The 17,572-nt window shown below is 63.9% G+C and carries 18 protein-coding genes; 10 read left to right on the forward strand and 8 right to left on the reverse strand.

Annotated features, from left to right (window positions below; genetic code table 11):
* The first annotated feature begins 104 nt into the window (after nucleotides 1-104).
* From carA to AC0QC4_RS07205, 4 genes are all read left to right on the forward strand, one after another.
* Nucleotides 105-1,376, forward strand: coding sequence for a glutamine-hydrolyzing carbamoyl-phosphate synthase small subunit (gene carA / locus AC0QC4_RS07190; protein ID WP_483659051.1), 1,272 nt, complete (start codon nucleotides 105-107; stop codon nucleotides 1,374-1,376).
* 469 nt (nucleotides 1,377-1,845) lie between these two features.
* Entirely contained in the window at nucleotides 1,846-5,208 is a 3,363-nt protein-coding gene (gene carB / locus AC0QC4_RS07195; RefSeq protein WP_483659052.1) for a carbamoyl-phosphate synthase large subunit, read from the forward strand.
* Nucleotides 5,209-5,301: 93 nt separating this feature from the next.
* Nucleotides 5,302-5,778, forward strand: coding sequence for a transcription elongation factor GreA (gene greA / locus AC0QC4_RS07200; protein WP_483659053.1), 477 nt, complete (start codon nucleotides 5,302-5,304; stop codon nucleotides 5,776-5,778).
* Between the two features lie 38 nt (nucleotides 5,779-5,816).
* Nucleotides 5,817-6,416, forward strand: a complete 600-nt coding sequence (locus tag AC0QC4_RS07205) for a rhomboid family intramembrane serine protease (RefSeq protein WP_483659352.1) — start codon at nucleotides 5,817-5,819, stop codon at nucleotides 6,414-6,416.
* A 6-nt stretch (nucleotides 6,417-6,422) separates the two neighbouring features.
* On the opposite strand, the gene AC0QC4_RS07210 is transcribed toward AC0QC4_RS07205, so the two are convergent.
* From AC0QC4_RS07210 to AC0QC4_RS07230, 5 genes are all read right to left on the reverse strand, one after another.
* Nucleotides 6,423-6,653 carry a DUF4170 domain-containing protein gene (locus AC0QC4_RS07210; RefSeq protein WP_483659054.1) on the reverse strand — a complete coding sequence of 77 codons (231 nt, stop codon included), beginning with the start codon at nucleotides 6,651-6,653 and terminating at the stop codon, nucleotides 6,423-6,425.
* A gap of 84 nt (nucleotides 6,654-6,737) precedes the next feature.
* Nucleotides 6,738-7,139, reverse strand: a complete 402-nt coding sequence (locus tag AC0QC4_RS07215; protein ID WP_483659055.1) for a hypothetical protein — start codon at nucleotides 7,137-7,139, stop codon at nucleotides 6,738-6,740.
* Between the two features lie 6 nt (nucleotides 7,140-7,145).
* Nucleotides 7,146-7,565: a hypothetical protein gene (locus AC0QC4_RS07220; RefSeq protein WP_483659056.1), complete on the reverse strand. Its 420-nt coding sequence runs from the start codon at nucleotides 7,563-7,565 to the stop codon at nucleotides 7,146-7,148.
* On the reverse strand, nucleotides 7,562-7,966 hold the full coding sequence (locus AC0QC4_RS07225; protein ID WP_483659057.1) for a phage holin family protein: 405 nt from the start codon (nucleotides 7,964-7,966) through the stop codon (nucleotides 7,562-7,564). The genes AC0QC4_RS07220 and AC0QC4_RS07225 overlap by 4 nt, the downstream gene beginning before the upstream one ends.
* Nucleotides 7,967-8,009: 43 nt before the next feature.
* Nucleotides 8,010-8,561 carry a hypothetical protein gene (locus tag AC0QC4_RS07230; protein ID WP_483659058.1) on the reverse strand — a complete coding sequence of 184 codons (552 nt, stop codon included), beginning with the start codon at nucleotides 8,559-8,561 and terminating at the stop codon, nucleotides 8,010-8,012.
* Between the two features lie 203 nt (nucleotides 8,562-8,764).
* Here AC0QC4_RS07230 and eno point away from each other — a divergent pair, with 203 nt between their 5' ends.
* From eno to AC0QC4_RS07250, 4 genes are all read left to right on the forward strand, one after another.
* Nucleotides 8,765-10,051, forward strand: a complete 1,287-nt coding sequence (gene eno, locus AC0QC4_RS07235; RefSeq protein WP_483659059.1) for a phosphopyruvate hydratase — start codon at nucleotides 8,765-8,767, stop codon at nucleotides 10,049-10,051.
* Nucleotides 10,052-10,125: 74 nt separating this feature from the next.
* Nucleotides 10,126-10,443, forward strand: a complete 318-nt coding sequence (locus AC0QC4_RS07240) for an FtsB family cell division protein (protein WP_483659060.1) — start codon at nucleotides 10,126-10,128, stop codon at nucleotides 10,441-10,443.
* Nucleotides 10,444-10,657: 214 nt separating this feature from the next.
* A complete protein-coding gene (gene pdhA, locus AC0QC4_RS07245; RefSeq protein WP_483659354.1) occupies nucleotides 10,658-11,608 on the forward strand; it encodes a pyruvate dehydrogenase (acetyl-transferring) E1 component subunit alpha in 951 nt (316 codons plus the stop codon).
* Entirely contained in the window at nucleotides 11,608-12,972 is a 1,365-nt protein-coding gene (locus tag AC0QC4_RS07250; RefSeq protein WP_483659061.1) for a pyruvate dehydrogenase complex E1 component subunit beta, read from the forward strand. The genes pdhA and AC0QC4_RS07250 overlap by 1 nt, the downstream gene beginning before the upstream one ends.
* A gap of 51 nt (nucleotides 12,973-13,023) precedes the next feature.
* On the opposite strand, the gene AC0QC4_RS07255 is transcribed toward AC0QC4_RS07250, so the two are convergent.
* Genes AC0QC4_RS07255 through AC0QC4_RS07265 form a run of 3 tightly spaced genes read right to left on the reverse strand, consistent with a single transcriptional unit; the run spans nucleotide 13,024 to nucleotide 16,381 of the window.
* Nucleotides 13,024-13,773 carry a TadE/TadG family type IV pilus assembly protein gene (locus AC0QC4_RS07255; RefSeq protein ID WP_483659062.1) on the reverse strand — a complete coding sequence of 250 codons (750 nt, stop codon included), beginning with the start codon at nucleotides 13,771-13,773 and terminating at the stop codon, nucleotides 13,024-13,026.
* Nucleotides 13,770-14,372 carry a TadE/TadG family type IV pilus assembly protein gene (locus AC0QC4_RS07260; RefSeq protein ID WP_483659063.1) on the reverse strand — a complete coding sequence of 201 codons (603 nt, stop codon included), beginning with the start codon at nucleotides 14,370-14,372 and terminating at the stop codon, nucleotides 13,770-13,772. The genes AC0QC4_RS07255 and AC0QC4_RS07260 overlap by 4 nt, the downstream gene beginning before the upstream one ends.
* Entirely contained in the window at nucleotides 14,369-16,381 is a 2,013-nt protein-coding gene (locus AC0QC4_RS07265) for a TadE/TadG family type IV pilus assembly protein (protein ID WP_483659064.1), read from the reverse strand. The genes AC0QC4_RS07260 and AC0QC4_RS07265 overlap by 4 nt, the downstream gene beginning before the upstream one ends.
* Nucleotides 16,382-16,443: 62 nt before the next feature.
* Between AC0QC4_RS07265 and AC0QC4_RS07270 the strand changes: the two genes are divergently transcribed.
* Complete coding sequence (locus tag AC0QC4_RS07270; protein ID WP_483659065.1) at nucleotides 16,444-17,043, forward strand: hypothetical protein; 600 nt, start codon at nucleotides 16,444-16,446, stop codon at nucleotides 17,041-17,043.
* 59 nt (nucleotides 17,044-17,102) lie between these two features.
* Entirely contained in the window at nucleotides 17,103-17,552 is a 450-nt protein-coding gene (locus AC0QC4_RS07275; protein ID WP_483659066.1) for an EF-hand domain-containing protein, read from the forward strand.
* The last annotated feature ends 20 nt before the right edge of the window (nucleotides 17,553-17,572 follow it).

The raw sequence follows: 17,572 nt of genomic DNA on the forward strand, positions 1-17,572 counted from the left end.
ATAAAGTTTTTTCGCCAGATTGTGCGCACAGGGGATCGGGCATAACTGTCTGGCCGTTTACCCGCATGATTCGCGGGACCCCAGATAGACGGAGCCCACCCGATATGGCGAAAGCCTCGCCCAACGCTGCGCCAGAAGGCGCGACCGGCGCGATTGTCCTCGCGGACGGCACGATCCTGTTCGGTCGCGGTTTCGGTCGCGTCGGCCATGGCGTGGGCGAACTATGCTTCAACACTGCGATGACCGGTTATCAGGAAGTGATGACCGACCCCAGTTATGCCGGGCAGATCATCACCTTCACCTTCCCGCATATCGGCAATGTCGGCGCGAACGGGGAGGATGTGGAGGCGGACAAACCGCACGCGGTCGGTTGCATCGTGCGCGAGGACGTGACCGCGCCGTCGAGTTTCCGCAGCGAGCAGCGGTTTGACGACTGGATGGCCGCGAGCGGCCTGATCGGCATTTCCGGCATCGATACCCGCGCGCTGACACGGCGCATCCGTGAGGCCGGCGCACCCAATGCGGTAATCGCCCATGCGCCCGATGGTGTGTTCGACATCGATGCCCTGCTCGCCGAGGCGCGGCGCTGGCCGGGGCTGGAGGGCATGGATCTCGCCAAGGTCGTCAGCCGCATGGAGCGGGCCGAGTGGGATGGCGGAGTCTGGTCGCTGGGGGCGGGGTATGCAGAAAAGCCCTCTCCCCTTCAGGGGAGAGGGTTGGGAGAGGGGGCAGGGCGAAGCGCAGCGAGCGTGGGTTCTGAACTCGCGACACAGCCCCTCTCCCCGACCCTCTCCCCTGAAGGGGAGAGGGACAAGAAGCCCCACGTCGTCGCCATCGATTATGGCGCAAAGCACAACATCTTCCGCAACCTGACCCACGCCGGCGCGCGCGTCACAGTGGTCGCGGCGGACAGCAGCGCCGAGGATATTCTCGCGCTCGCACCCGACGGCATCTTCCTCTCCAACGGCCCGGGCGATCCCGCCGCCACCGGTGTCTATGCCGTGCCAGTCATCCGGAAGCTGATGGACGCCGGCCTACCGATCTTCGGCATCTGCCTCGGCCACCAGTTGCTCGCGCTCGCGGTGGGCGGGCGGACGGTGAAAATGCACCAGGGCCACCGCGGCGCGAACCATCCGGTCAAGCGGCACGCGGACGGGGTGGTCGAAATCACCAGCATGAACCACGGCTTCGCGGTCGACGCAGCGAGCCTGCCGGAAGGCGCGGTGGTGACGCACACCAGCCTGTTCGACGGCAGCAACTGCGGCTTCGAAATGCCGGAAAAGCGCATCTTCTCGGTGCAGTATCACCCCGAAGCGAGCCCGGGGCCGCAGGATAGTTTCTATCTGTTCGAGCGGTTTGTGGGGGGGCTGCGGTGAGGGGGTTGTTCGGCTTTCTGACCTTTTTTTTAGCAAGCTCGGCAGTCGCTTCAATACCGACCTCGGAGAGGTTCGGTAGCTGGCACTTGTCCAGTATCACTAGCTTGTCTGGGGTTGCGGAGGATGATGCTGCTGCTGGATTGTCACAGGGGTATGGCTGCACACCAGAGGGCAGCAATTGCAGAGCGCTAACCATCCGATGGGTTGAGGGTTCGGATATCGTAGTGTCGATCGAAGTCGAAGGTTGTAACGGCGACGATGATTTTGATGCGTCATACAGGGTGCCTGTCGACCGGTGGCTAAACCAACGCCGCAATAGCGAAATGCTCGTCGAAGCAAGCTTCCGCACTTGGATCGATCAGGCAAGGGCTCAATGCCTCGATCCGACCCGCGCAGGGAGCTTTGATTTGGGCAGCTTGCGACCCGCTTTGCGTAATCTAACTCTTAGAATTGCGGGATTAGCACAATAATGCCCAAACGCACTGACATAGACTCCATCCTCATCGTTGGCGCTGGCCCGATCATCATCGGGCAGGCGTGCGAGTTCGATTATTCGGGGACGCAGGCGGTCAAGGCGCTGCGCGAGGAGGGCTATCGCATCGTCCTCGTCAACTCCAACCCCGCGACGATCATGACCGACCCGGAGCTGGTGGGGGAGGGCGGGGCGACCTATGTCGAGCCGATCACCCCGGCGGTGGTCGCCAAGATCATTGCCCGCGAACGCGCGGCGCATCCCGACGAGCGCATGGCGATCCTGCCGACCATGGGCGGGCAGACCGCGCTCAACACCGCGCTGGCGCTGCATAATGACGGGACGCTGGAGAAATATGGCGTCGAGATGATCGGCGCCAAGCCCGAAGCCATCGACAAGGCCGAGGACCGGCAGAAATTCCGCCTGGCGATGGACAAGATCGGGCTGGAAAGCGCACGCTCGGGCGTTGCGCACACGATGGACGAGGCGTTTGCGGTGCTGGAGAAGACGGGCCTGCCCGCCATCATCCGCCCCAGCTTCACCATGGGCGGTACCGGCGGCGGCATCGCCTATAATCGCGAAGAGTTCGAGACCATCGTGCGCGGCGGGCTCAACGCCTCCCCCACCACCGAGGTGCTGATCGAGGAATCGCTGCTCGGCTGGAAGGAATATGAGATGGAGGTGGTCCGCGACCGTGCGGACAACGCCATCATCATCTGCTCGATCGAGAATGTCGACCCGATGGGCATCCACACCGGGGATTCGATCACCGTCGCCCCGGCGCTGACGCTGACCGACAAGGAATATCAGATCATGCGCAACGCAAGCATCGCTTGCCTGCGCGAAATCGGCGTCGAAACAGGCGGTTCGAACGTACAGTTCGCGGTCAATCCCAAGGATGGCCGCCTGATCGTCATCGAGATGAACCCGCGCGTGTCGCGCTCCTCCGCGCTCGCGTCCAAGGCGACCGGTTTCCCGATTGCCAAGGTCGCCGCCAAGCTCGCTGTAGGTTACACGCTCGACGAGATCATGAACGACATCACCGGAGTGACCCCGGCGTCGTTCGAGCCGACCATCGACTATGTCGTGACCAAAATCCCGCGCTTCGCCTTTGAAAAATTCAAGGGCGCGGAGCCGCTGCTGACCACTGCGATGAAGAGCGTGGGTGAGGTGATGGCCATCGGCCGCTCGATCCACGAAAGCCTGCAAAAGGCGCTGCGCGGTCTGGAAACCGGGCTGTCGGGCTTCAATTTCGTCGATCATCTCGAAGGCGCCCCGCGCGATGCGATCATCGCCGAACTCGCCCGCCCGACGCCCGAACGGCTGCTGGTCGCCGCCCAGGCGCTGCGCGAGGGGCTCAGCGTCGCTGAAATCCACGCGATTGCCGGCTACGATCCCTGGTTCCTCGAGCGCATCAAGGAAATCGTCGACGCCGAGAATGAAGTGATGGCCAACGGCCTGCCGCGCGACGCAGCGGGGCTGCGGCGGTTGAAGGCGATGGGCTTCTCGGACAAGCGTCTCGGTTATCTCGGCCTGCGCTCGGTGCATGGCCGCCCGGATATGGCGCGCGCGACCGCCAAATCCTCCGGTCTGCTGCACGATGCGATGGTGGCGATGGCCGGCGCGGTCAACGAAAGCGAAGTGCGCGCAATGCGCCACAAGCTCGGCGTGCGCCCGGTGTTCAAGCGCATCGACAGCTGCGCGGCCGAGTTCGCGGCGGTGACGCCCTATATGTATTCGACCTACGAGGCACCGGCGTTCGGGGTGGCGGACAATGAGGCCGATCCGTCCGATGCGCGCAAGGTCGTCATTCTCGGCGGCGGGCCGAACCGCATCGGCCAGGGCATCGAATTCGACTATTGCTGCTGCCACGCCTGCTTCGCGCTCGACGAGGCGGGCTATGAGACGATCATGATCAACTGCAACCCGGAGACGGTGAGCACCGATTATGACACCAGCGACCGCCTTTATTTCGAACCGCTGACGGCTGAGGATGTGCTGGAAATCCTGCACGTCGAGCAGTCGAAGGGCACGCTCGCCGGCGTGATCGTCCAGTTCGGCGGGCAGACGCCGCTGAAGCTCGCCCAGGCGCTGGCCGATGCGGGCATCCCGATTCTCGGCACGTCGCCCGACGCCATCGATCTGGCTGAGGATCGGGAGCGGTTTGCCGCGCTGATCAACAAGCTCGGCCTCAAACAGCCCGAAAATGGCATCGCCCGCAGCCGTGAGGAAGCGATCGCGGTCGCTGCGCGCATCGGCTACCCGGTGCTGACTCGTCCCAGCTATGTGCTCGGCGGCCGCGCTATGGAGGTCGTCGACTCGGTCGAGCAGCTCGAGAGCTATATCGAGACTGCGGTGCGCGTGTCCGGCGATTCACCGGTGCTGATCGACCAGTATCTGCGCGATGCGATCGAGGTGGATGTCGACGCGATCTGCGACGGCACCGACGTCGTGGTGGCGGGCGTGCTTCAGCATATCGAGGAAGCCGGGGTCCACTCTGGCGACAGCGCCTGCTCGATCCCGCCCTACAGCCTGTCCGACGCCATCATCGCCGAGATCGAGCGGCAGACCGACATGCTCGCCCGCGCGCTCTCCGTTCGCGGGCTGATGAACGTCCAATATGCGGTCAAGGACGGACAGGTCTATCTGATCGAGGTCAACCCGCGCGCCAGCCGCACGGTGCCGTTCGTCGCCAAGGCCATCGGATCGCCGATCGCCAAGATTGCGGCGCGCGTGATGGCCGGCGAAAAGCTGGCGACCCTGCCGTCGATCGACAGGCACATCAGCCATGTCGCTGTGAAAGAAGCGGTCTTCCCGTTCGCGCGCTTCCCCGGTGTCGATCCGGTACTGTCGCCGGAAATGCGCTCGACCGGGGAGGTTATGGGCATCGATGCCGATTTCGCCACCGCCTTTGCCAAGGCGCAGCTCGGCGCGGGCGATGCGCTGCCCGAGACGGGAACGGTGTTCATCTCGGTCAAGAACAGCGACAAGGACCGCATTCTCGATGCGGCCCAGCGGCTGGCGGAGCATGGCTGGACGATCGTCGCTACCGGCGGCACGGCTGCCTTTCTGGCCGAGCGTGGCGTGCCGGTGGACCGGGTCAACAAGGTGGCCGAGGGGCGGCCGCACATTGTCGACCGGATCAAGGACGGCGGCATCCATCTGATCTTCAATACCACCGAAGGCTGGCAGTCGCTGCGCGACAGTGCATCGATCCGCGCCGCCGCGCTGGTCGGCAAGGTCCCCTCCTACACCACCGCGGCGGCGGCCGATGCCGCTGCCCTGGCGATAGCGACGACATCGGTCGCAAGGCTTGATGTGCAGCCGCTCCAATCCTATTATCGCGGGCTGCGCACCTGAGCTCCCGACAGGTTAGACGGTCCCGCGCAGGGACAGACGGCGAGGCAGGCAGCCTCGTCGGCGCAGCGGTTTTGACGAAGGAAGATTTGCGGAATGGCGAGTGTTGAAAAGGTCCCGATGCTGGCTGCCGGCTATGAGCAGCTCACTGCACAACTGCAGGCATTGAAGGCCGAGCGTCCCATCATCGTCGACGCCATCGAGGAAGCGCGCGCCCACGGCGACCTTTCCGAAAATGCCGAGTATCACTCTGCCAAGGAGCGTCAGGGCCAGGTCGAGGCTTCGATTGCCGACATCGAGGACAAGCTGTCGCGCGCCCAGATCATCGACCCGACCACTCTGTCCGGCGATCGTATCGTCTTCGGGGCGACCGTGACCTTGCTCGACGAGGATGACAAGCCGGTCAAATACCAGATCGTCGGCCAGACCGAGGCCGATGCGAAGGTCGGGCGTATCAGCTATAACTCGCCGCTGGGCCGGGCCCTGATCGGGCGCAAGGTTGATGACGAGATCGAGGTGACGGTGCCATCGGGCGATCGGTGGTATTCGGTGTCGCGGATCGAGTTCATCTGACCCGCTGGTACACAACGCGTCCGTCGCAGGCGGGCCGGGTGACCAATGGCATCGCCATTGTCACTGCAGCGTGCTGGCTGGCAACGCTGCTGTTGGGGCGCGTCGTCGATTTCGCGGCGCTCGGCGGCTTCATTCCGGCGCGCTTTGGCGGGGATCTTGCGATCGCCGGAGCGGTGCCCGCGTGGCTGACGCCGCTGACGGCGACGCTCATCCACGCCGATCTCTTTTATCTCGGCTTCAATCTGCTGATGCTGGTGTGGTGCGGCCGCCAGGTGGAGAGCGCCGTGGGGGGCTGGATGCTGGCCCTCATTTACCTGATAGGCGCCTATGCTGCAGCCTTCGCCGACTGGGCATTTGCTCCGGGCTCGATGAACCCGGCGATTGGCGCCAGCGGGTCGATTTCGGCAGTGCTTGCGGTCTATGCACTGGTTTTCTCGGAACAGCAGGTCAAACCGATTGCCGGACTGCCGCTACATGTGGTGCGGGCGCTATGGCTCGGTCTCGCCTGGATCGGTATCCAGGCGCTGATCGGACTGGCGCTGGGCGGCGCGATCGCCGTTGCCGCCCATGTCGGCGGATTCCTTGCCGGGCTGCTGTTGGCGCGCCCGTTGCTGCGCTGGCGGTTCCGCCAGCGCTAAGGCCGGTCAGCCCGCTGTGGGGCCGTCGACGTCCGGATTGAGCAGTCGGTGGAGGTGGACCACCACATATTTCATCTCGGCATCGTCCACGGTGCGCTGGGCTGCGGCGCGCCATGCTTTTTCCGCAGATTTATAGTCGGCGAACAGGCCGACGAAATCGATGGCCGACAAGTCGGTAAAGTCCAGAGTGCGCGGATCGCTGACACGTCCGCCGAAAACGAGATGAAGCTTGCTCATGACGACCTTGGGCAATGGGGAGGAAGATGCGCGCCCTTAGCAACGGCCATCCGCGCACGCAATCGACGGTCGCCAGCAGTGGCTTCAGCCGTAGATTTCCTCATCATCGACCGGTTCCGGCTCATCCGTGCCGCTGCTGACCAGACGATTGGCGAGGAACCCGAGCAGGATGCCGGCGGTGACGCCGATGGCGACGGCGGTAAGCGGACGCTCGGCGACCAGCCCGCGAGCAGAGAATGCCGCCTTCTCGGCTGCAGCGATGCCCTTTGCGGCAGCACGGCTGCTCGCCTCGATACCGGTACGGGCGATGTCCATGCTGCTATCGGCAAGCGCATCCGCGCGCTGGCGGGCCACGCCATAAGTCGAGCCGATGCGATTGCGCGCGGTTGCCACCGCTTCGCGGGCGCTTGCCGAAAGATGCTCCGCGCCTGCCTGCGCGGCATTGCGGGTGTCGGACAAGCGCGTCTTCCAATCCTGATCAGCCATGCTGTTCTACTCTCTTTCTTGACCATCTTCCGTCGGGGGTGCGGAAGCCTGGAGGGGATCTTGTTCCGTCGGCGTATCGGCTTCCTCGCTCGACTCAGCTTGCTGCGCGCTGAACGCCGGGTGGGTGCTTATGCGATCATAGGCCGAACGCAGGGCAGGCGGCCCATGTTCCAGTAGCTGGTCCCTGAACATCCACGCCAGCGCGACCAGCAGCCCGGTGCCAGCGGCCAGCGGATGCGACTTGACCTGATCGACCGCGACCCGAGCGCCCTGCTGAATGCGCCGTTCCACTTCCTGCTGCGCATCCCAGCGCAGCCGCGCGGGCGCGATGCGGGCCATGGTGGCATCGAGCCGCTGCGCAAGGCGCACCCGTTGCGCCTTGGCTGCGGCCTGAGCGGCGGCAAGGCTGATCTCGCGGCGGCTCATTCCAGCACCAGCTTGGTTGCTTCGCGCAGGATGAGAGCGTTGCGCCGCGCACGCGAACCCGCAAACAGGCCGACTGCAAGCAGCAATCCGCCGACGATCAGTGCCGCCGCCAACGGGCCGACCACTCCGGCGAGCGCGATCATCAGCCCGATGGACAGCGCCAGCAGGCCGACAAAGGCAAACAGCAGAGCGATGGTTCCCCACAGCGCCATGCGCTGCAGCGACTGCGAAGCGACATTGCCAATGGTCTTGGCGAGCGCAACTTCAGCGGACAGGCTGGCCTTGGCTTCTTCGATAAGCATCCGGACAGCGGCAATGGCCGATCCGCTATCGATAGCTGCTGTATCGATCACAGGTTCGTCGAGGGGCGCAGCCGGCTGGGGCTGGTGCAGCGGTTCCATGATCACTCCGCACTCCCAACCCAGCTACGAAACGCGACGATGCTCAGTTTTTCGACCGCAGCAGACGGGCGAGCATGAATCCGACGACCGCCGCACTGCCAATGGCGACCGCCGGGCTCTTGCGAACGAATTCGCGCGCCTCGCCCATCAGTTCCTCCAGATCCTTCTCGTCGAGGCTGCCGGCAAGGCCCGAAACAGTCTGCGCCGCAGAGCGGGCGAAATCGCCATATTGCTTGCCCAGCTTCTCGTCGACCTGGGTCGAGGAATCGGTGATCAGGGTAGCGAGGCTTTCAAGGCTCTCAGCCGCCTTGGACTTGCCCTTGGTCGCCAGTTCCTTGGCCTTTTCGCTCGCCTGACCAGTCAGCTTGCCGAATTCATCGCCGAGCTCCGAGGCTTTGCGCTGCGCTTCGGCCCGGATGGTGTCACGCGTGGCAACCAGCTGATCGGCTATCGGAGACCGCGGCGAGGCCACGGATGCTGCGGCCTGCTGATCTACAACGGACGTGGCTGCCACGGCGGCTGCCGCTTCCGCCGGCTTGCGCTTTGCAGAGCTGGCGCGCTTGGGTTTGGTGGCAGGGGTCTGGGATTCGGCCATGGGACATTCCTCCATCTGTTCGGTCCGGTATCGGATCCATGCCCACCCGCCGCGGCCGGCGGGGCGCATTAGGGTTCTTTGTCGTAACAAATAGCAATGCGTGGGGTTCCTTCAATGGGCGCGCGTAATTGCCTTTGCGCGCATGCTTACCTAAAGCCGCGATCACGCCAGCCGCGACGACCTCAGCAGGAGTGTAGCAACCCATGACCGCGATCATTGACATTCACGGACGCCAGATTCTTGACAGTCGCGGCAATCCGACGGTGGAAGTGGACGTGCTGCTGGAGGATGGCAGCTTTGGCCGGGCGATGGTGCCATCGGGCGCCTCGACCGGCGCGCATGAGGCGGTCGAGCTGCGCGACGGCGACAAGAGTCGCTGGCTGGGCAAGGGCGTGTCCAAAGCCGTTGAGTCGGTCAACACAGAGCTTGCCGAAGCAGTGATCGGACTCGACGCTGAAGACCAGCGCGACATCGACACGGCGATGATCGATGCGGACGGCACGCACAACAAGGGGCGGCTGGGTGCCAATGCCATTCTTGGCGTCAGCCTCGCCGCAGCGCGGGCGGCTGCGGAAGCGCGCGGCCTGCCGCTCTACCGCTATGTCGGCGGCACCGCCGCGCACGTGCTGCCGGTGCCGATGATGAACATCATCAATGGCGGCGAGCATGCCGACAACCCGATCGATTTCCAGGAATTCATGATCATGCCCGTGGGCGCCGACAGCCTGTTCGAGGCGGTGCGCTGGGGATCGGAGATTTTCCATACGTTGAAGAAGGCGCTTCACCAGAAGGGGCTCGCCACGGCCGTGGGTGACGAGGGCGGTTTCGCGCCGAATATCGCATCGACCCGTGCCGCGCTCGATTTCATCGCTGCGTCGGTCGAGCAGGCCGGGTTCAAGCTGGGCAGCGACATCGTGCTGGCGCTCGATTGTGCCGCCACCGAGTTCTTCAAGGACGGCAAATATGAGATCAGCGGAGAGGGGCTGAGCCTCTCGCCCGAAGCGATGGCCGATTATCTGGCCCGTCTGGTCGCCGACTATCCGATCCGCTCGATCGAAGACGGCATGGCCGAGGACGATTTCGCCGGCTGGAAAGCCGTTACCGACCTGATCGGTGACAAGTGCCAGCTGGTGGGTGACGATCTGTTCGTGACCAATCCGGTTCGGCTCCGCCAGGGTATCGCCGATGGGCTGGCCAATTCGCTGCTGGTCAAGGTCAACCAGATCGGGACGCTGACCGAGACGCTCGATGCCGTGTCGATGGCTCAGCGCGCCAGCTATACCGCCGTGATGTCGCACCGTTCGGGCGAGACCGAGGATTCGACGATTGCCGACCTCGCGGTTGCCACCAATTGCGGGCAGATCAAGACCGGCAGCCTTGCCCGGTCGGACCGTCTCGCGAAGTATAACCAGCTTATCCGCATCCAGGAGGAACTGGGCAGCGCGTCGCGATATGCCGGGCAGGACGTTTTTTCCCGCCTCAGCGTCTGATTTTTTTGCATGCATCGCCGGTCGTTGCGCCAACGCGGCTTGACCCCGCGAGTCGCGTGTGATTCAAGATGGTCATGGCAAGGGGTGTGACAGTCCGGAGAAACTGGCGGCAGTGGTGGCAACTGATCGCTGCCGGCAGCGGATTTTGCATCATCATCGCCTGGCTGCTGTTCGGATCGACGGGCCTGTTTGCGTGGAACGACTATAGCCGGGCGCTTGCCCAGCGCCAGGCGGAGCTGGCGCGGCTGGAGCATCAGCAGAAGCTGCTGGAAAACCACCTCCGCCTGCTCAATCCCCGTCATGTCGACCCGGATCTGGTCGAGGAACGCGTGCGCCGCGACCTCAATCTGATGCACCCGGACGATATCGTGGTGCCGCTGCCCAAGCGCTGAAGCGCACTGCCGCATTGCTATGCGGCGTTGCCAAGGCCGGCGCTGCACGCCTATACACCGGCTATCAATCGACGGATAAGGAAGCCCTGACTTGGCCGCCAAAGCGCCCCGCAAAGCACCGTCCAAGCCCGCCGCGCAGACGGGCGCGCCGCCGCCGACACCGAACCGTGAAAGACCCGCTCAGCACGGCCGCTACGCCGCCACGCTCGAGGAAATGCAGGCCTTTTACCGCGAGATGCTGCTGATCCGCCGGTTCGAGGAAAAGGCCGGACAACTTTACGGGCTTGGGCTGATCGGCGGCTTCTGTCACCTTTACATCGGGCAGGAAGCGGTCGCCGTGGGCCTGCAGAGCGCACTGGATGGCGATAAGGACAGCGTCATCACCGGCTATCGCGACCATGGCCATATGCTGGCCTATGGTATCGATCCCAAGGTGATCATGGCCGAGCTGACCGGACGCGCGGCAGGCATCAGCCGGGGCAAGGGCGGTTCGATGCACATGTTCAGCGTCGAGCATAAATTCTACGGCGGGCACGGTATCGTCGGCGCGCAGGTCGCGCTGGGCAATGGCCTTGCCTTCGCGCACAAATATCGCGGTGATGGCGGCGTGTGCATGGCCTATTTCGGCGATGGTGCCGCCAATCAGGGGCAGGTCTACGAAAGCTTCAACATGGCCGAGCTGTGGAAGCTGCCCATGATCTTCGTGATCGAGAACAATGGCTATGCCATGGGCACGTCGGTCAACCGCTCTTCGGCTGAAGACCAGATGTTCCGCCGTGGCGAGAGTTTCCGTGTCCCCGGCATTCAGGTCAACGGCATGGACGTGCTGGAAGTGCGCGCCGCCGCTGAAGTCGCGCTCGACTGGGTGCGCAGCGGCAAGGGGCCGGTGCTGATGGAGCTCAAGACCTATCGCTACCGTGGCCACTCCATGTCCGATCCCGCCAAATATCGCAGCCGGGAGGAAGTGCAGGCGGTGCGCGAAAAGAGCGATCCGATCGAAGGGCTGAAGGCCGATATGCTGGCGGCCGGCGCTACCGAAGATGCACTCAAGGCCATCGACCAGGAGATCCGCAAGATCGTCTCCGAAGCCGCCGACTTTGCGGAAAGCGCGCCCGAGCCTGATTCCGCAGAACTCTACACCGACGTGCTGGTGGAGCAATATTGATGGCCGTCGAACTGAAAATGCCTGCCCTGTCCCCCACCATGGAGGAAGGGACGCTGGCCAAATGGCTGGTCAAGGAAGGCGACGAGGTAAAATCCGGGGATATCATCGCCGAGATCGAGACCGACAAGGCGACGATGGAGTTCGAAGCGGTCGATGAAGGCGTCGTTTCCAAACTGCTGGTGGCAGAGGGCACCGAGGGCGTGAAGGTCGGCACGGTGATCGCGATGATCGGCGGTGATGCGGGAGAAGCCATAGCTGCCCCCGCCAGCGAGCCGGCAGCGCCCGCGCCCGCACCGAAGGCCGCCGCACCGGCCGCGGCAGCGCCCGTTTCCGCTCCGGCAAGGACGCAGGCAGCCGATCCGGCCGTTCCGCCCGGGACCGAAATGGTCAAGACCACGGTCCGTGAGGCGTTGCGCGACGCGATGGCCGAGGAAATGCGCCGCGACGACCGCGTTTTCGTGATGGGTGAGGAAGTCGCCGAATATCAGGGCGCCTACAAGGTCACACAGGGCCTGCTCGAGGAGTTCGGCGCGCGCCGGGTGATCGATACGCCGATCACCGAATATGGCTTTGCCGGGCTCGGTGCCGGGGCGGCGATGGGCGGCCTGAGGCCTGTCATCGAGTTCATGACCTTCAACTTCGCGATGCAGGCCATCGATCACATCATCAATTCCGCCGCCAAAACCAATTACATGTCTGGCGGCCAGATGCGCTGCCCGATCGTTTTCCGCGGGCCCAATGGCGCGGCGAGCCGGGTCGGCGCGCAGCACAGCCAGAATTACGGTCCATGGTATGCCAGTGTGCCGGGCCTGATCGTCATCGCGCCCTATGACAGCGCCGATGCCAAAGGCCTGCTCAAGGCGGCGATCCGGAGCGAAGACCCGGTCGTCTTTCTCGAGAACGAACTGGTCTATGGCCGCAGTTTCGACGTGCCGAAGCTGGACGACCATGTCCTGCCCATCGGCAAGGCGCGGGTCTGCCGCGAAGGTTCGGATCTGACCATTGTAAGCTATTCGATCGGCGTCGGCATCAGCCTCGATGCGGCCGAGCAGCTGGCAGGCGAGGGCATCGATGCGGAAGTCGTCGATCTGCGCACGTTGCGGCCGCTCGACACCGCAACCGTGCTCGCCAGCCTCAAGAAGACCAACCGGTTGATGGTGGTCGAGGAAGGCTGGCCGACCTGCTCGATCGCATCGGAAATCGCGGCCGTGGTAATGGAACAGGGCTTCGACGATCTGGATGCGCCGGTGCTGCGCGTGACCGACGAGGACGTGCCGCTGCCCTACGCTGCCAATCTCGAGAAGCTCGCGCTGATCGATGCGGCCAAAGTCGTGGCAACCGCGAAAAAGCTGCTGGGACGCTGAACGGCTGTCACTCGCGGCGGCAGCCCAGCTCCCATCGCCCGACGCAGACTGTCAGGGGTTCCCCGGATTGGTGGGGTCGATACCGCCGGCATCGTTGCCCCCGCCATTATTGCCATCGTCGGGCGGCGGCGCTGCGCCGCCGCAGCCTCGGACGGTTGCAGCGGGATTGGGATTGAAGATGTTCGATGTGTCGCGGGCATCGCGCACGGTGAACGCTGCCTGATATTCGATCCGCTTCGATCCGACGAAGCTGCCGAACAGAAATGGCTGATATTCGTAGAATATTTCGACGAACATCACCGGGTTGCCGACAGATGCCTTTACTTCCCGGCCGGTCGGCCCCATGCCGGCAAAGCCGGTTCCGGTCGCACCAACGCCTTCGGCTCCATAGCGCGACCCCCAGTTCTTCGCGCCGAAACAGCGCTGCCAGTGAATCCACTGCCCGCCATCGGGGTTGACTTCCAGGCTGGACAACACGATCCGCCCGTTGGTTTCAATATTGAGATTCCCGCCCTGCAGATTGGCGCCGGTGAAGACGTCGTTGACATCGACCTCACGCACCTGCGGCAGCGCCAGATTGCTGCCCGAGGCAATGCGGGATGCGTTATCTGCTGCCGCAAGCGCCACCCCGGAGATGCGGGTGTGGGTAATCATCAGATTGGCGATTTCGAGACCGCCCAGGCCGGCGGTCAACAGGACCGGCAGCGTGAAAGCGGTTTCGACGAAGGCGACAGCACGCACATCGCTGCGCAGCCGTGCGGCCACGGCGCGGAGGCGGGCGAGCGCGCCCGGTCGGCTCATGTGCATATCACAACTCCGGTGGATTGGGTGTCGAATGGCTGGTTCCGCAACACGGTGGTTACGGTAATGGTCTTGCTCTGCGGCTCGCCGAGCATCTTCCACAAGGGGAACAGGCGGTCGAAGGTCAGGCTGACCCGATAGACCACGACGTCGCTTGCACCGCCCTGTCCCGAACGCGCGGCATCGGTACTCCAAGAGCCATTGCCATTAACGTCGGTATAGCATTCCCCCGGATTGCGAACGCCGTCTCCGTTGCTATCGGTGAAGGGTTCTGGCTGATCGACCGAGCTGAAGTCGCGATAGTTCTGCCGGCTGAACGCGAGCGTTCCGTAGCGGGCGGCGCGCCCGACCTGATCGCGCACCGCCTGATCGACCGCGGACTGGCTGGTGTTATTGGTCTCGAGCGTGCTCAGCCGTGCGGCCTGCTCGACCGCACCGGCAAGCACTGATTTGGCATACATCTGCATGCCGATGTCGAAAATGCCCATCACCAGCATCAGGAATGCCGGCATGATCAGAGCGAACTCCATCATGTAGGCGCCGCGATCGTCGCGCAGCATGCCGCGGTTGTGGGCTCTGGGCGTAGCAAAGCGGGTCATTCGGAAAGCCTCAGACGCGTGATCTGCTGGGCGATGGCCTGGAACTGGGTTCGCAGCGCGGCATTGTTCGACGCCTGGTAGGCCTTGTCGCCGCTTGCGCAGGCGCGCATGTCGGCGCTCAGCGACGTGCCAAAGCTGACCACCCAGACGGTGATGTTTCGCGATTTTGCTGCGTCGCAAGCAGCGAGGAAGCGGCGATTGTGGCGCAGCGTCAGTTCGGCTGTGCTCGTCGAACCAACCCTACCATGATGATATTCGATGCCTTGGAAGCCGTAGATGCCTGGGTTTGGCGCCATCTGACCGTCAGTCATGAAGATGATGTGGCGGCTGATCGGCATGCCGTTGGTTGCTGTGGCATTTTCGGAAGCGAACAGGCCGGTCGGAGAGATCAGCCTGGTACCCCAGATCATCCCTACGTCATGGTAAGTACCGCCGATGGCGACCAAGCCATTTACATAGGACTGCAGCTCCGCGCGGTTTGCGCTGGTCAGAGCCGTCAGCTTCATCGCCTGACTGGGGCAGGCGTCCCAGCCGCCGGACGAATAGTTTGTGTAGGCCGGGAAATCTGACGTCGTGACAAGATCGGTCGGTGACGGCGATTGACTGTTGCTGGGATGGCTGGCCCGCGGATGCGCAAGGGCGGGCAGGAACACACGCCAGCGTGTCGCACTCGACGTGGGGACGAGATCGACATCGAGATCGAACGTGCCGGGAGGTATGGAAGCGGTATCGTCGAACGCGACGGTATCCCGTTCCATGATGCATCCGTTCCAGCTTGCCGAGACATTCGCCCCGAAAGCACCGCTGGCCGCACTCACCGTCCCGCCAGTCAACACCGGGGTCGTGTTGAAGGTGGTCATGCGGTAGGTGTAACGGAACTCGCGGGTGACCGTGGATGTCGTGGTGGACGAGCGGGTGCGCGTCCGGCGCTGTTCGCGGCACGCGCTCGACGACCAGACATTCTGGAAGGACGCCTCGGTCTGGGTCAGCGTAGACGTCGTCGTTGTCGTTTCCGGGTTGCTTCCGGCAACCGACGTGTTTGTCGTTGCGGTGCCGTTAGTCACCGTTGTCGCAGGCGCGGGCGCGCTGGAACAATTGCTGCTGGTCCGGCCCGACACCGTCACCCCTGTGTTGGCCCAGGCCGAATAGCTGCTCCAGCTCCCGAACGTGGTGGTCGGTCCGGTGGTGCCGGTCTGCACCCAGCTGCCCGTCCGCGACGGGATGCTCAAATTGGGTTCGATCCAACTGGTATTGGCGGCGTAGAGCAGGCGGCCGACGTTCACGTTCGACGAATAGGGCACCACGCCATAGCGGATGATCGAGTCACCCTGCTGCGCCGAGGCCACCGTGTCGAAGAAGGACATCACCTCGGTCTTCAACGCGGTGATCTTGTTGGTGGCGTCACCCGTGTTGGTGTCGGCCATCGAGCCCGTGGTATCGAGCACGAACATGATATCGGCGTTCGAGATTTCCAGCTTGGCGGCGCAGGTGACGACCAGGTTGAACTCTTCCTTGCCGAACATGCTCATTATGATGGTTTGAACAGTTGCCTTGGCTTCCCCGGTTACCTCGGCTGCACCGCGTTGGTCGGTGTCGAATGTGACGTTGGTGCTGTCATAGATGCCGGTCGGATAGTTGAAATTGAACATGTTGTTGGCAGCAGTGCGGGCATCGTCGCCATAGTTGCCGTCAGCCATGATCTTGCGCCCGGCGAGCACGCCGGCGTCGCATGCCTGCTGCAGGCGGGATTTGGCCATATACGCCTGGCCCAGATCCACGCCGGAACCGATGGTGGCGAAGATCGGCACGATCAGGCCGGCGGTGAGATACATGACGTTGCCGCGCTGGTCGCGCCGCAAACGCTGCAGGAAAGTTCCCTGATGTTTCATGATCCGCCTGAAGCCCCAATTTGGCCTGCCAGCAAAAGGCAGACCTATGTCATTACGCCCCGCATAGAAGGACAGGGTTTGCAGGCAGTTGCGGGCTTTGGTAACGACGCGGTTAAGCATGATTTGGCGTGTTGACGTCATTGCATCATCGGCAACCCGCTGACATCAGGTCTCCCTTTCCCATGCTGCGCCTTTCCGATCCGCTCGTCCTGCCGCTCGTTGCGCAGCCGTTGCGCGATGCAGTGCTGGCGCTGTGGTCGCTCGACGCGCGGCTGGCGGAGCAGGCCCGCGCCGGTCGCGAACCGACCTTGAGGATGATCCGCCTGACCTGGTGGTCGGAACAGTTGATGGCATTGCGGCCCGGCGCGGCGCCTGCGGAACCGTTGCTCCGCACTGTCGCCGAGCAGTTGCTGGCGCAGATCGAACCGGCAAGGCTGGCCGCGCTGGCCCGGGCTTGGATGGCCGAAGCGGGCGACGAGGCCGATGACGGGGAGCGGGGCGCGGCCTTGTTCTCGCTGACCGCACAGATCATTGGCGAGGACGATAAGCCTGCCGTTGCTGCCGCTGGCCGGGGCTGGGCCATGGTCGATCGGGCACTGGTGACGGAGCAGCCGGACTGGGCGGCCATCGCAGCCAAGTTCGATACGATGCGGCCGCACTGTCTGCCGCGGCCACTGGCGGCGATAACGGCAGTAGCGCAGCGGATTGCCCGTCATGGCGGCGTGCGTGCAGCGGGACGCGAACAATGGCTCTTGTTCCGGGTCGGGTTGCTCGGACGCTAGGCTTCACAATCGGTGCAGTACTGGTAGAATGGCGGCCTCTCGGGACATGGAGGTTCGGCATGAACAAAATCCTGTTCGGAGGACTGGCAGCCATTGCGCTGCTGACCGGCGGTTTCTTTCTGTGGCACGGCATCAGCGCTACGCCCGATCCCGCCGCAGAAGCGATCGCGCCGCCGCCGGCGCTGCCGGAAGCAGCCGCCGATGCGCAAGGCGATCCACCGCCCGAGCCGCCCGCCGCGCGGGCGGCGACCCGCGAGGAGCGCCGCTTCCAGCGCTACGACCGCAATCGCGACGGTATCGTCACTCGCATCGAAATGATGGCTTCGCGGACGAACGCCTTCAAACGGCTGGATACCGACGGCAATAATCTGTTGTCGTTCGAAGAATGGGCTGTTGCAACCAGTGACCGCTTTGCCGGGGCCGACGCCGACCGTTCGGGCGGGCTTAACGCTGCCGAATTTGCGACCACGGCGCCGCGACGCGAGGCACGGTCGCGCTGCCGCTGCTGAACGCGGCGGGCTGAGACGTC

The organism is Sphingomonas sp. jy18, assembly GCF_056931895.1.

Excerpts from the sequence above, each read along its gene's own strand:
- carA (WP_483659051.1), top strand. The coding sequence starts at position 105 with ATGGCGAAAGCCTCGCCCAACGCTGCGCCAGAAGGCGCGACCGGCGCG.
- carB (WP_483659052.1), top strand. The coding sequence starts at position 1,846 with ATGCCCAAACGCACTGACATAGACTCCATCCTCATCGTTGGCGCTGGC.
- greA (WP_483659053.1), top strand. The coding sequence starts at position 5,302 with ATGGCGAGTGTTGAAAAGGTCCCGATGCTGGCTGCCGGCTATGAGCAG.
- AC0QC4_RS07210 (WP_483659054.1), bottom strand. The coding sequence starts at position 6,653 with ATGAGCAAGCTTCATCTCGTTTTCGGCGGACGTGTCAGCGATCCGCGC.
- AC0QC4_RS07215 (WP_483659055.1), bottom strand. The coding sequence starts at position 7,139 with ATGGCTGATCAGGATTGGAAGACGCGCTTGTCCGACACCCGCAATGCC.
- AC0QC4_RS07220 (WP_483659056.1), bottom strand. The coding sequence starts at position 7,565 with ATGAGCCGCCGCGAGATCAGCCTTGCCGCCGCTCAGGCCGCAGCCAAG.
- AC0QC4_RS07225 (WP_483659057.1), bottom strand. The coding sequence starts at position 7,966 with ATGGAACCGCTGCACCAGCCCCAGCCGGCTGCGCCCCTCGACGAACCT.
- AC0QC4_RS07230 (WP_483659058.1), bottom strand. The coding sequence starts at position 8,561 with ATGGCCGAATCCCAGACCCCTGCCACCAAACCCAAGCGCGCCAGCTCT.
- eno (WP_483659059.1), top strand. The coding sequence starts at position 8,765 with ATGACCGCGATCATTGACATTCACGGACGCCAGATTCTTGACAGTCGC.
- AC0QC4_RS07240 (WP_483659060.1), top strand. The coding sequence starts at position 10,126 with ATGGCAAGGGGTGTGACAGTCCGGAGAAACTGGCGGCAGTGGTGGCAA.
- pdhA (WP_483659354.1), top strand. The coding sequence starts at position 10,658 with ATGCAGGCCTTTTACCGCGAGATGCTGCTGATCCGCCGGTTCGAGGAA.
- AC0QC4_RS07250 (WP_483659061.1), top strand. The coding sequence starts at position 11,608 with ATGGCCGTCGAACTGAAAATGCCTGCCCTGTCCCCCACCATGGAGGAA.
- AC0QC4_RS07255 (WP_483659062.1), bottom strand. The coding sequence starts at position 13,773 with ATGAGCCGACCGGGCGCGCTCGCCCGCCTCCGCGCCGTGGCCGCACGG.
- AC0QC4_RS07260 (WP_483659063.1), bottom strand. The coding sequence starts at position 14,372 with ATGACCCGCTTTGCTACGCCCAGAGCCCACAACCGCGGCATGCTGCGC.
- AC0QC4_RS07265 (WP_483659064.1), bottom strand. The coding sequence starts at position 16,381 with ATGCTTAACCGCGTCGTTACCAAAGCCCGCAACTGCCTGCAAACCCTG.
- AC0QC4_RS07270 (WP_483659065.1), top strand. The coding sequence starts at position 16,444 with ATGCTGCGCCTTTCCGATCCGCTCGTCCTGCCGCTCGTTGCGCAGCCG.
- AC0QC4_RS07275 (WP_483659066.1), top strand. The coding sequence starts at position 17,103 with ATGAACAAAATCCTGTTCGGAGGACTGGCAGCCATTGCGCTGCTGACC.